Here is a 12,711-nt window from a genome sequence, read left to right as displayed (position 1 = left end):
CTCACAACTCCCCGCTGAGCATGCATAATCTGGAAAACTCCAGAGAGGGGACGGGTTCGTGCGAGCAGCGACACTCAAGGACGTGGCGGAACTCGCGGGGGTCTCCATCAAGACTGCTTCCAACGTTGTACGCGAGGCGCCCAAGGTGGCTCCGGCGACCCGCGAACGGGTGCTGCGGGCCGTCCGGGACCTCGGCTACCGCCCCAATCCCTCGGCCCGGCGACTGCGCACGGGCCGCAGCGGCCTGATCGCGCTCGCCGTGCCGCAGCTGACGACGCCCTACTTCGCGGAGCTCGCCCACCACGTGCGCACCGAGGCGACGGCGCTCGGCCTGACCGTCCTCATCGAGGAGACCCTCGGAGACCCGGCGGAGGAGCTGCGACTCGCCACCGGGGTGGGCGCGTCGCTGCTCGACGGGGTGATCCTGTCACCGCTGCACGTCTCGGCGACCGAACTGACTCCGGTCGCCAGCGAGTTGCCGCTGGTCCTGCTCGGCGAGCGCACTTACGAGGACCAGCGCGTCGGCGCGGACCACGTCCTGATCGACAACGCGGGCGCGGCACGGGACGCCACGGCGCATCTGGTTGGCCTGGGCCGCACCCGGATCGGCGTGATCGGAGCGGACCGCAAGGGCTCCGCGACGAGCCGTCAGCGCCTGGCCGGGTACCAGACGGCGCTGCACGCGGGCGGGCTGCGCTTCGACCCCCGACTGGCGCCCGCGATCGGGGAGTTCGACCGCCCCAACGGCCTGGCCGCGATGCGCGCCCTGCTCGCGCTGCCCCCCGCCGATCGGCCCGACGCCGTCTTCTGCTTCAGCGACACCCTGGCGATCGGCGCCCTGCGCGGCGCTTTCGAGGCCGGACTGAGCGTCCCGGAGGACATCGCGCTGGTCGGCGTCGACGGGTCGCAGGAGGCGGCCTACGCCACTCCGTCGCTGACGTCCGTGGTGCCCGACAAGGCCGCGATCGCCTCCTCGGCCGTGCGCTGCCTCGCCGCCCGGATCACGGCGCGGGAGCCGCTCCCCTTCGAGGTCCACACCGCCCCGCACGCGCTCCTGGCGCGGGAGTCGACGCTCGGCGTCCGGGCGGGGGTGGCGCTCGGGGAGAACCCCTGAGCGGGGCCTCGCGTTCCGCTTTCTCGTCCGCTTGACGACAAGCGCACTCCCATTTAAAGTCAACATGACTCTAACGGGAGGGATTCGTCATGGCAGACATCACCAAGCGGTTCGGCTGGCGCCACCTGCGCGCCGCGCCCACCGCCCACGTACGCCACCACCGCTCGGGCCAGCTGGCCCACGACGGTGCCGGCCTGAGCTTCTGGTTCCGTCCGCTGTCCGCGGCTCTCTCCGAAGTCCCGGTGGACGACCGGGAGTTGGCGATGACGTTCCACGCCAGGACCGCGGACTTCCAGGACGTCGCCGTGCAGGCCACGGTGACGTACCGGATCGGGGACCCCGCCGTCGCGGCCGAGCACCTGGACTTCTCCGTCGACCCGGACTCGGGCATCTGGCGCGGCGCCCCGCTGGAGCAGCTCGCGACGCTGCTGACGGAGACCGCGCAGCAGCACGCGCTGGAGGTGCTGACCCGCACCACGCTGGCGTCCGCCCTCGTCGACGGGGTGCCGGCGGTCCGCGACGCCGTCGCGACGGGGCTGGCCGAGGAGCCGCGGCTGCCCGCCACCGGCATCGCGGTGGTCGCCGTGCGGGTGATGGCGCTGCGCCCCGAGCCCGAGGTGGAGCGCGCACTGCGCACCCCGGCGCGCGAGCGCATCCAGCAGGAGGCGGACAGGGCGACGTACGAGCGGCGCGCGGTCGCCGTCGAGCGCGAGCGCACCATCGCGGAGAACGAGCTGGCCAGCCAGATCGAACTGGCCCGCAGGGAAGAGCAGTTGGTCGAGCAGCGCGGTGCGAACACCCGGCGCGAGGCCGAGGAGCAGGCGGCGGCCGACGCCGTGCGCGTACGGGCCGAGGCCGACCGCAAGGTGCGGTTGGCCCGTGCGGAGGCGGAAGCCGCCCGCGAGGCCGGCGAGGCGCGGGCCCAGGCGCAGGCCGCCTGGCTGCGGGTGCACGGCGAGACCGACGTCGCGACACTGAACGCGCTCACCGGCACCCGGCTCGCCGAGAACCTGCCGCGCATCGAGAGCGTGACCGTCTCCCCCGACGTCCTCACCGGGCTCCTGGCGCGGCTGGGCACGGACGGCGGGCGACCGGAATGAGCCTCGCGCCCCGCGCCGTCCTGGTCCATCGCACCACCGAGTACGAGGAGTTGGTGGCGCATCACGGCACGCACGGGCAGGCGGCGTTCTTCCTCTCGTCCCGGGGCCGGGACATCGCGGAGGTCGCCGAGCGGCACCGGCGGGCGCAGCGCGCGCTGACCGAGGCGGCCGCCGCGGTGCCGTTGAGCTGGCGGCGGGCGCAGGTCGAGCGCGCCGACCTGGACCGGTTCCTGTTCGCCCCGCAGGACGTGGTGATCGCGGTCGGGCAGGACGGGCTGGTGGCCAACGTCGCGCAGTACGTCGGCGCCCAGCCGGTGATCGGCGTCGACGCGGACCCGGGGCGCAATCCGGGGGTGCTGGTGCGCCACCGGTCGGCGGACGTCGCCCGGTTGCTGCCCGCCGCGCTGGACGGGGGCCCGGGGGTCGACGAGCTGACGATGGTGGAGGCGGTCACCGACGACGCGCAGCGGCTGGTGGCGCTCAACGAGATCTATGTCGGTGCGGCCGGTCACCGCACCGCCCGCTACCGCCTGGGCCTCGACGACGACAGGGGTGTCGTCGAGGCCCAGGCCTCCTCGGGCGTCCTGATCGGTACGGGGACGGGCGCGACCGGGTGGATCCGGTCGGTGTGGCAGGAGCGCGGCGGGGGCGGGCCGCTGCCCGGCCCGACGGACGACCGGCTGCTGTGGTTCGTCCGCGAGGCGTGGCCCTCACCGGTCACCGGCACCCGGCTCAGCGCCGGGGAACTGACGGCACGGGCCCGGCTGTCCCTGACCGTCGAGTCGGAGCGACTGGTGGCGTTCGGCGACGGGATGGAGGCCGACGCGGTCGAGCTGACCTGGGGGCAGACGGTACGGGTCGGGGTCTGCGCGGAGCGGCTGCGCCTCGTCGGCTGAGCCTGTGCGCGGGGGCGCGGGTGGATCGGCGCGGGGGGCTCGGTACGGGGGGCTCGGTACGGGTGCCGGGTGTTCGGCGTTCGGCGTTCGGCGCAGGTGCCGGATGGCTCGCCGCGGGGTGCCGGATGGTTGCTGCGTGCCCGACAGGCCCGGAACCCGACAGCCCGGAACCCGACGGGCGGAACCCGCCACCTCGGCGCCCCAGGCATCGGAGGCCGCGGGCTCAGTGGCGGATCACGGAGTGGATCCAGGACAGTTGCCGGGAGATGTCACCGGCGCCGGCCGTCGTCTCGCGGTCGGTGCCGAAGAACACCCCGAGCAGGGTCTCCGTGCCGCGCGGCCCGACGGACATCACCGGGCCGCCCGAGTCGCCGCCTGCGGGGATGCCCCTGACCCTGCCCATGCAGAAGTCCGAGCCGCCGGGCACGGTGTAGCCCTCGCACTGCGGGGCGTCGGGATCGAGCACGCGCAGCGTGGCCTGCCTGAGCACGGGCGACTGACAGCTGTTCTCGTCATCGGTACAGGTGGCACCCCAGCCCAGTTGCCGCACCACCGTCCCCGGGCGTGGCGCCGCCGTGGCCAGCCGCGCGACCCGGACGTCCATCGGTTCGACCTCGACCAGCATCATGTCGGCGTCCGCGCTGCCCACCCGCTTGCCCGGCACCGGACGCACCACGGTCCCCTCGCGCACGTCGAGCGCACCGACCCGGAAGGTGATCCGCCGGTCGGCGACGGGCTCCGCCTGCTCGTAGAAGCAGTGCGACGCGCTGATGACCCACCGCCGGGCGATCGCCGTCCCGGTGCACTCGGGCTTGCCGTCCACGAACATGCGAACCGCCCATGGCCCGTACGCACTTCGCTCCCCGCCGATCACCGCGCCGGCCGGGCCCGCCGTGGCCACGGCACCGCTCACCAGCACCAGAGCGGCCGCGGCCGCCGCCCCGATCCGACGCATCCACGCTGTGGTTGTCCTCATCGGACCGACTCTGGCATGGGGGACGGCCTTCCCCCGCGGCACCCGCGCCGAGTCGGCGCGCGGGCCCGCACAACGGACGCCCGCGGCCGCCGCCGAACGGCGCAACGGATCCACCCGCGGGCCCCCACGACGGCCTCACCGTCGGTGCGCGCACGTACGCCTTCCGACGTGGTATTCGCGGCATTCGAGTGCCTTGGGCGAGGAAGAGCACCGAGGCGGGGCGTGCGGGTGCAAATGTCGGGAAGGCAGTCTCAGAGTGCGCCGGGTGATCAGTACGGCAGAGACTCGACCCTGGCGAAAAGTAGAGAGATCTGGGAAAGGCGGCGTCGGCACGTGGCCCACACACCACACGATGGCCCGAGCGACGGAGGCCGCAGGCGCGTGCCGGAGTCGATCACGGACATGCCCCGGCACGTACGAGAAGAGCTGGTCCGCAGGTTGCGGCGGACCAAGCGGGCGTTCCGCAAGCAGGACGTCCAAGTCGTCGAGAAGCCGCTCCTCAAGCGGGCCGTCAGCGCCTCGGCGCTCGGCAACTGCATGGAATGGTTCGACTTCGGCGTCTACAGCTACCTCGCCGCGACCATCGGCAAGGTCTTCTTCCCCGGGGCGTCGCCGGGCGCCCAGCTGATCTCGTCCTTCGCGACCTTTGCTGCCGCATTCGTGGTGCGCCCGCTGGGCGGCCTGGTGTTCGGTCCGCTCGGCGACCGGGTCGGGCGGCAGAAGGTACTCGCCACCACCATGATCATGATGGCGGCCGGCACATTCTCCATCGGCCTCATCCCGAGCTACGCGACGATCGGCATCGCCGCGCCCATCCTGCTGCTGCTCGCCCGCATGGTGCAGGGCTTCTCGACCGGCGGCGAGTACGGCGGCGCGACCACCTTCGTGGCCGAGTACTCGCCGGACCGGCGGCGCGGCTTCCTCTCCAGCTGGCTCGACTTCGGCACCTTCGTCGGCTACGCGCTGGGATCCGCGCTGGTGACCGTCCTGAACATGGCGCTCAGCGACGACCAGATGCTGTCCTGGGGATGGCGTCTGCCGTTCCTCATCGCGGGACCGCTGGGCGTCATGGGCCTGTACATGCGGCTGAAGCTGGAGGAGTCCCCGGCCTTCCAGCAGCAGCTCGACGAGCACGAGAAGACCCTGGCCCAGGACTCGGTCGGCAGCGAGTTCAAGACCATCGTCCGCGAGCACTGGCGGCCGCTGCTGATCTGCATGGGCCTGGTGCTGCTCTACAACGTCACGAACTACATGGTCACCGGCTACCTGCCGACCTATCAGACGGAGACGCTCGACCGGTCCAGCAATTCGGCCGACGTCCTCGTGCTCATCGGCATGGTCTGGATCGTCATCCTCATCACCTTCCTCGGCCGCCTCAGCGACCACATCGGCCGGCGCCCGCTGTACGCGGGTTCGGCGGCGGCCATGATCGTCCTCGCCATTCCGGCCTTCCTGCTCATCAAGGCGCACGGGACCTGGCCCCCGGTCTTCGGGGTCCTGATCCTGTCCACGCTCCTCGCGTGCTTCGCGGCGCCGAGCGCGGCCACGCTGCCCGCCCTGTTCCCGACCGCGGTGCGGTACGCGGCCATGGGCATCGGCTTCAACTTCGCCGTGGCGGCGTTCGGCGGCACCACGCCGCTGGTGACGGAGGCGCTGGTCAACGTGACGGGCGACAAGCTGATGCCCGCCTACTACCTCATGCTGGCCGGAGTCATCGGCCTGGTCACCGTCAAGTTCCTGCCGGAGAGCGCGCAGCTGCCCCTGAACGGCTCCCAGCCCATGGTCGCCTCGACCGAGGAGCAGAAGGAGCTGATCGACACGTCCCAGGACCTGTACCAGTACGCCAAGGAGCACCCCCCGACACGGTGAAGGCCTCGGCGCCGGCCCCCGGACGTCTCAGGCGCCTGGCGTCCCAGCAGCCTCAGTGCCCTCAGTGCCCTCAGTGCCCTCAGAATCCTCGCCAGATGTTGTCGAAGGCGGCGTCCTCGATCGCGCGGCGCTGCCGTACGGCTTCGAGTTCCATCACCGCGTCGCCGACGGCGGCCAGCACTGTGCTCACCGTGTCGTCGGTGATGTCCCGGCCCGCGTCCGGCTTCTCGTCCGCCGCTCCGGCCGCTGCCGCGAGAACGGCCAGGACGGGTTCGCCGGACGCCCTGCGTCCCTCGGCGCGGTCGCGGGCCACGGGGTCCGCGGCCTTCCCCCGCCCGGACAGCAGCGGGGTGCGGCGCCGCCGTCCCCGGCTTCCCGGCTCGACGCCCTCCGCCTCGTCGACGTAGGTGGCGGCCAGCTCCCGGCCGCGCCGCCACAGCCAGTCCTCGACCGTCTCGAAGGGTTCCTCCCGGACGAGCGCCGCGGCGGCCTCGTCGAGCAGCCTGTCCCCCGTCCGCGCCGGCGGGCCGGGCACGATCCGGTCGCCGTCGAGGGTGAGCGCGCCGGCGCCGCCCAGATCGATCACCTCGGCGCCCGCGAGCGCGAGCGACAGGTCGCCCTGCTCCACGGTGCGGCCGGGCGCCGCGTCGAGCGCGACAAGGGTGAGGTCCCGTGCGGTGGTCATCGGCACTCCAGATCGCTCGTCGGCCCCGTCCGGACCAAGGTTCCCACGCCGGACCGGTGATCCGCCCGCCGGTCGGCACCGATGCGCCGGGTCAGAGGCCGAAGATGCTCTTGTCGTAGCGCGACTTGCACTTCGAGCACTGCATCTTGTTGGTGCTCGTCCGCTGCACCGTGTTCGTCCCGCACACCGGGCACTTGTGTCCTTTGGACATCGACGCCCTCCCCCGTTCGCCGTCGGCGCGACCCTCGCCGCGCATTAGCCCGGACAGTAGCTTCTGAGCTGCGCACACGGCGTGGGAATCGGCTAATGATTAACGGCGGGGCCGCTCGCGGATACCGAAAGGGTCAAGGGCGTACGCCTGCGCGAGGACGGTGCTCTACTCGCCGCCATGACAACCTCTACGAACCTTGTACCCTCCCGTATCGTCGAAGAGACGGCACAACTCCTCGTCGACCACTACGCGTTCCCCGAGATCGGCGAGCGGCTGGCGGGCCTGTTGCGCGGACGGCTCGCCGACGGCGCGTACGACGTCGGCGGCGCCGCGGAGCTGGCCCGGCTGGTCACCGCGGACCTCCAGTCGGTCAACGGCGACCAGCACCTCGGCCTGAAGCACCACACCGACCCGGTCCCCGCCCGCAAGGGGGCGGCCGCCCTGGACTCCATACGCCGGGACTTCGACACCTCGCTGGGCGGTGCGCCCCGGGTGGAGCTGCTCGACGCGGGCGTCGCCGTGCTGGAGCTGGCGCCGATGCTGTTTCCGCTGGACTGGACCGCCGACGCGCTGAGCGCCGCGCTGACCCTCGTCTCCCGTGCCGAGGCACTGATCGTGGACCTGCGCGCCAACCGGGGCGGCGACCCGGACACGGTCGCCTTCGTGTGCAGCCACTTCCTGGACGAGCGCACCCACCTGAACACCATGTACTGGCGCGACGGCGACCGCACCGAGCAGTCCTGGAGCCTGCCGCACGTGCCCGGCGCGCGCTTCGGCGGCAGCAAGCCGCTGTACCTGCTGTCCAGCGGTCAGACGTTCTCCGCCGCCGAAGAGCTGGCGTACGACCTCCAGCAGCTCGGCCGCGCCGTCGTCGTCGGCGAGGCCACGCGCGGCGGCGCGCACCCGCGGGAGGGGTGGACGGTGCACCCGCACCTGGAGGCGAGCATCCCGACGGGCCGGGCCATCAACCCGGTCTCCGGCACCAATTGGGAGGGCCACGGCGTGCAGCCGGACGTGCCGTGCACGGCCGCGGACGCCCTCGACCGCGCGCACGCGCTGGCCCGCACGCGGCTCGCGGGCTGAGGCCCCGGACCCCCTGCCACCCGCCGGGCGCGACGTCAGCCACCCGGCGTGACGTCAGCCACCCGGCATGACGTCAGCCACCCGGCGCGATGTCGGCGACCTCGCGGACGAAGAGCGTGACCGTCGCGCCCGCCTCGAAGCCGCTGCGGCGCATCAGGCCCGCGGAGGCTTCGTTCCGGGACTCCACGTCGGTGACGACGGCGCGGACGCCGGCCGTCTCCAGACCCCGGCAGCAGGCGGTCACCAGCCGCGCGGCGATCCCCTGCCCCCGGAAGGCGGGGTCGGTGGCGATCCACTCCAGGTTGCCCCAGTCCCGGCGCTGGTCGAAGCCGACCGAGCCCAGGACGAATCCGGCCAGCCGGCCGTCCGCGGCCCGGGCCACCCAGCAGGAGGCGCCCTCGCCGTCCAGGTGGGTGGCCACCGCCGTGAGTGACCAGGAGGTGTACGGCTTGACCGTCAGGTCGTAGACCCGCTGTCCGAGTTTGAGCACGTCGCCGACGTCGTCGACGTCGAGCGGCCTGATGGCGATGGCGGCCATCTCTGTTGTCGTCACGTCTGAGGTCGTCACGCGCGCACTGTATGTCGATGTGGCGTTATGGCGGTTCATGCGACGCACGTGGCGGAACGAGTCCCTCCGCCTGCCCGCCCGGCCCGTCCCCGGCGGTCCTCGTGGCCGTCGGGGGGCCGTGGCCATGTGCTCGGCTGATCCGCGAGATCATGGGGTGGTGAACAGGGAGGGGAAGAGGGAGTCCATGAGCGGGTTGGAGTACCCCGGCGGGGTGCGGGAGGACGGACTGCCCGCGGTGCTGTCGGACCCGGAACGGCTGGCCGCCCTGGAGGCCAGCGGCATGGTCGGCAGCGGCCCGGAGTCGGTCTTCGACGACCTCACGCGCCTGGCGGTGTCGGTGACGGGCGCCTCGATCTCGGCGATCACGTTCGTCGGAGAGACGCGCACCTACTGGAAGTCGGTGCCGCACCTGCCCTACGGAGGGCTGGAGGCATGGCAGAACGCGGTGGGCGACAGCTTCTGCTACTTCGCCGTCGGGGCGGACGGCCCCTTCGTCGTGGAGGACGCGGAGAAGGACCCGCGCACCGCCGGACACGTCGCGATCGGCCCGTGGGGCGTGGGTGCCTGGGCCGGGTTCCCCATCGTCAGCTCCGACGGGCAGGCGATCGGCACCATGTGCGTCATCGACCCCCGTCCCCGCCAGTGGCGACCGCAGGACCTGGAGACGCTGGCGGTCCTGGCGCGCGCGGTGTCCAGCGAGATCAGCCTGCGGGTGTCCCTGGGCACCGCGCGGACCGCGCTACAGAGCGCGGAGACGGCCCTGAAGACCGCGGAGAGCGCCCTGTCGACGTCGCGGGAGCTGGCCCGCAGCCTCCAGGACAGCCTCCTGCCGCCGGTCCTGCGTCCCGTCCCCGCCATGGACGCCGCGGCCCAGTACCTGCCGGCCAGCGGTGACGTGGAGGTCGTGGGCGACTTCTACGATCTCTTCCACGCGCGCGGGCCGTGGTGGACCGCCGTCATGGGCGACGTGTGCGGCAAGGGCACCGAGGCCGCGAAGGTCACCGCCCTGGCCCGCTACACGCTGCGGGCCGACGCCGGCGACCACCTCTCGCCCGCGGTGGTCCTGGACCGGCTGAACACGGCGATGCGCGCGCAGCGGGCGCCGCGTTTCCTGACCGCCGTCCAGGCCACCTTCCGCACCACCGCCACCGGCGCGTCGGGGCGGCTGTGCCTGGCGGGCCACCCGCCGGCCCTGGTGCGCCGCGCCGACGGCCGCGTGCGGCGGATCGGCGCCCGCGGCACCCTGCTCGGGGTCATGGACCAGGTCCGGCTGACCGACGTCCGCTTCCGCCTCGCCCCCGGCGACCTGCTGTTCCTGTACACCGACGGGGCGTGCGAGGCCCGGCCCGCCCCGGACGGCCCCGCGCCCTCGCGGCCGATCTTCGACGAGGAGGCCCTCGCGCAGGCCCTCGCCGACACCCACGGCATGTCCGCGGCCGCCACCAACGCGCACGTCGCGGGCGCCCTGGCGGAGTACCACGGCGGGTGGGCCAGCGACGACACGGCGCTGCTCTCCCTGCGCGTCCCTCCGCGTCCCTGACCGCCGCGCCGGCCGGACCGGCGTACGCACCAACCGTGGCCGCCCGCGGTCCGACCCCTCCGGTCCGACCCCTCCCCCGCCGCCCGCCGCACCACCTGCGCCGGCGGCCGGTGTGCGTCAGGCTGGGAGGCGGTCCGGGATCCGGTGCGTGGCCCGGAGCCGCGCGGGAACCCGCGCACGAGCGGGGTCCCGCGGTCCGAGTACCGCCGCCGGACCCGTCCGTACGCGCGTGAGACGCCCACCGACCCGTTCTGGAGCAGCGAATGACCCCGTCCGACGCCCCTGTCGCCCGCGCTCTCGGCGACGACGAACTGCGTACCCTGGACGCCCACTGGCGCGCGGCGAACTTCCTGGCCGCGGGGCAGATCTACCTGATGGCCGACCCGCTGCTGCGCGAGCCGCTGCGCCCCGAGCACATCAAGCCCCGGCTGCTCGGCCACTGGGGGACCTCGCCCGGCCTCAACCTCGTGTACACCCACCTCAACCGGGTGATCAAGCAGCGTGACCTGGACGCCCTGTGCGTGTGGGGTCCCGGTCACGGCGGCCCCTCGGTCCTGGCCAACGCCTGGCTGGAGGGCAGCTACAGCGACATCTATCCGGACGTGAGCCGCGACGAGGCGGGGATGACCCGCCTGTTCAAGCAGTTCTCGTTCCCCGGCGGCGTGCCCAGCCACGTGGCACCGGAGGTCCCGGGGTCCATCCACGAGGGCGGCGAGCTGGGGTACTCGCTGGCGCACGCCTACGGGGCCGCCTTCGACCACCCCGACCTGCTGGTCGCCTGTGTCGTCGGCGACGGCGAGGCCGAGACGGGGCCGCTGGCCGCGTCCTGGCACTCCGGCCGGTTCCTCGACCCCGTGCACGACGGCGCGGTCCTCCCCGTCCTGCACCTCAACGGCTACAAGATCGCCAACCCGACGGTGCTGTCCCGCATCCCGCACGACGAGCTCGACGCCCTGCTGCGCGGCTACGGCCACGTACCCCTGTACGTCGAGGGCGACGACCCGGCTCAGGTGCACCGGGCCATGGCGGGCGCCCTCGACCGGGCCCTCGACCTGATCGCGGACCACCAGCGGGCGGCCAGGACCGGCGGGGCGACGGCGCCCGTGCGGTGGCCCATGATCGTGCTGCGGACGCCCAAGGGATGGACCGGGCCCGACGAGGTCGACGGGCTGCCCGTCGAGGACACCTGGCGGGCCCACCAGGTGCCGCTGCCCGAGGTCCGCGAGAACCCGGAGCACCTGGCCCAGCTGGAGCGGTGGCTGCGCTCGTACCGGCCGGAGGAGCTGTTCGACGCGGACGGACGCCCCACGGCCGACGTCCTCGCCTGGGTGCCGGACGGTCCGAAGCGGCTGGGCTCGTCGCCGTACGCCAACGGCGGTGTCCGCCTGCGCGCCCTGCCCCTGCCGCCCCTGGAGGACTTCGCGGTGCCGGTCGACAAGCCCGGCGCGACCCTGCACTCCCCCACCGGGACCCTGGGCGAACTGCTCGCCCGCGTGATGGCGGACACGGCGCAGGAGCGCAACTTCCGCCTGGTCGGCCCGGACGAGACCGCCTCCAACAAGCTCCAGGCGGTGTACCGGGCCACCGGCAAGGCCTGGCAGGAGCGGCTGCTGCCCGTCGACGAGAACCTCGACCGGCACGGCCGCGTGATGGAGGTGCTGTCCGAGCACCTGTGCCAGGGCTGGCTGGAGGGGTACCTGCTGACCGGGCGGCACGGCCTGTTCTCCTGCTACGAGGCGTTCGTGCACATCGTCGACTCGATGGTCAACCAGCACATCAAGTGGCTGAAGACCTCGCGGGAACTGCCGTGGCGGGCTCCCGTCGCCTCGCTCAACTACCTGCTCACCTCGCACGTGTGGCGCCAGGACCACAACGGGTTCTCGCACCAGGACCCCGGTTTCGTCGACCACGTCCTGAACAAGAGCCCGCACATCGTCCGGGTGTACCTGCCGCCGGACGCCAACACGCTGCTGGCCGTCGCCGACCAGGTGCTGCGCAGCCGCGACCACGTCAATGTCGTCGTCGCCGGCAAGAACCCCAGCCCCGACTGGCTCTCCCTGGACGACGCCCGCGCCCACTGCGCGCGGGGGGCCGGCGTGTGGGAGTGGGCCGGGAGCGAACGCGGCGGGGAGCCCGACGTGGTGCTCGCCTGCGCCGGTGACGTGCCCACCCAGGAGGTGCTGGCGGCGGCCGGCCTGCTGCGCCGGCATCTGCCGCAGCTCGCGGTGCGCGTCGTCAACGTCGTCGACATGACGACACTGCTGCCCTCCGACGAGCACCCGTACGGCATGGCGGACGCCGAGTACGACGGCCTGTTCACCCCCGACAAGCCGGTCATCTTCGGCTATCACGGCTATCCCTGGCTGATCCACCGCCTGGCGTACCGTCGTGCCGGGCACGCGAATCTGCACGTGCGCGGCTACAAGGAGTCGGGGACCACGACGACGCCGTTCGACATGGTCGTGCGCAACGATCTCGACCGGTTCCGGCTCGTCATGGACGTCATCGACCGAGTTCCCGGCCTCCCGGTCGCCGCGGCGGCGGTGCGCCAGCGCATGGCGGACGCCCGTACCCGGCACCACCGCTGGATCCGCGAGCACGGCACCGACCTGCCGGAGATCGCGGAGTGGCGGTGGACGGACTGAGGCGGGTTTCCTCGCGGCGGACGG

At 73.0% G+C, this 12,711-nt stretch carries 11 protein-coding genes; 7 read left to right on the top strand and 4 right to left on the bottom strand.

Annotated features, from left to right (window positions below; genetic code table 11):
- The first annotated feature begins 58 nt into the window (after positions 1–58).
- From ACIP5K_RS31975 to ACIP5K_RS31965, 3 genes are all read left to right on the top strand, one after another.
- Positions 59–1,114: a LacI family DNA-binding transcriptional regulator gene (locus ACIP5K_RS31975; RefSeq protein WP_401415188.1), complete on the top strand. Its 1,056-nt coding sequence runs from the start codon at positions 59–61 to the stop codon at positions 1,112–1,114.
- Between the two features lie 89 nt (positions 1,115–1,203).
- The gene (locus ACIP5K_RS31970; protein WP_401415186.1) at positions 1,204–2,214 is read left to right on the top strand and encodes an SPFH domain-containing protein; all 1,011 of its coding nucleotides are present in this window, start codon (positions 1,204–1,206) and stop codon (positions 2,212–2,214) included.
- On the top strand, positions 2,211–3,110 hold the full coding sequence (locus tag ACIP5K_RS31965; RefSeq protein WP_401415184.1) for a hypothetical protein: 900 nt from the start codon (positions 2,211–2,213) through the stop codon (positions 3,108–3,110). The genes ACIP5K_RS31970 and ACIP5K_RS31965 overlap by 4 nt, the downstream gene beginning before the upstream one ends.
- Before the next feature lie 223 nt (positions 3,111–3,333).
- Here the strand turns inward: ACIP5K_RS31965 and ACIP5K_RS31960 are convergent, their stop codons facing one another.
- Positions 3,334–4,086: a S1 family peptidase gene (locus ACIP5K_RS31960; RefSeq protein WP_401415183.1), complete on the bottom strand. Its 753-nt coding sequence runs from the start codon at positions 4,084–4,086 to the stop codon at positions 3,334–3,336.
- Positions 4,087–4,488: 402 nt separating this feature from the next.
- Here ACIP5K_RS31960 and proP point away from each other — a divergent pair, with 402 nt between their 5' ends.
- Positions 4,489–5,955, top strand: a complete 1,467-nt coding sequence (gene proP, locus ACIP5K_RS31955) for a glycine betaine/L-proline transporter ProP (RefSeq protein WP_401415335.1) — start codon at positions 4,489–4,491, stop codon at positions 5,953–5,955.
- Positions 5,956–6,034: 79 nt separating this feature from the next.
- Here the strand turns inward: proP and ACIP5K_RS31950 are convergent, their stop codons facing one another.
- Positions 6,035–6,640 carry a GPP34 family phosphoprotein gene (locus ACIP5K_RS31950; RefSeq protein WP_401415181.1) on the bottom strand — a complete coding sequence of 202 codons (606 nt, stop codon included), beginning with the start codon at positions 6,638–6,640 and terminating at the stop codon, positions 6,035–6,037.
- Between the two features lie 91 nt (positions 6,641–6,731).
- Complete coding sequence (locus tag ACIP5K_RS31945) at positions 6,732–6,851, bottom strand: hypothetical protein (RefSeq protein ID WP_401415179.1); 120 nt, start codon at positions 6,849–6,851, stop codon at positions 6,732–6,734.
- A gap of 177 nt (positions 6,852–7,028) precedes the next feature.
- Here ACIP5K_RS31945 and ACIP5K_RS31940 point away from each other — a divergent pair, with 177 nt between their 5' ends.
- Positions 7,029–7,934 carry a S41 family peptidase gene (locus ACIP5K_RS31940; protein WP_401415177.1) on the top strand — a complete coding sequence of 302 codons (906 nt, stop codon included), beginning with the start codon at positions 7,029–7,031 and terminating at the stop codon, positions 7,932–7,934.
- Positions 7,935–8,007: 73 nt separating this feature from the next.
- On the opposite strand, the gene ACIP5K_RS31935 is transcribed toward ACIP5K_RS31940, so the two are convergent.
- Entirely contained in the window at positions 8,008–8,502 is a 495-nt protein-coding gene (locus ACIP5K_RS31935; RefSeq protein ID WP_401415175.1) for a GNAT family N-acetyltransferase, read from the bottom strand.
- Positions 8,503–8,686: 184 nt separating this feature from the next.
- Between ACIP5K_RS31935 and ACIP5K_RS31930 the strand changes: the two genes are divergently transcribed.
- Complete coding sequence (locus ACIP5K_RS31930) at positions 8,687–10,042, top strand: GAF domain-containing SpoIIE family protein phosphatase (RefSeq protein ID WP_401415173.1); 1,356 nt, start codon at positions 8,687–8,689, stop codon at positions 10,040–10,042.
- Positions 10,043–10,305: 263 nt separating this feature from the next.
- On the top strand, positions 10,306–12,687 hold the full coding sequence (locus tag ACIP5K_RS31925) for a phosphoketolase (RefSeq protein ID WP_401415171.1): 2,382 nt from the start codon (positions 10,306–10,308) through the stop codon (positions 12,685–12,687).
- Positions 12,688–12,711 lie beyond the last annotated feature (24 nt).

It is taken from the genome of Streptomyces sp. NPDC088785 (assembly GCF_044750685.1).
Lineage (GTDB): Bacteria > Actinomycetota > Actinomycetes > Streptomycetales > Streptomycetaceae > Streptomyces.
The sequence above is the reverse complement of the archived record's forward strand: the minus strand, read 5'-3'. Positions and strand labels throughout refer to the sequence as shown.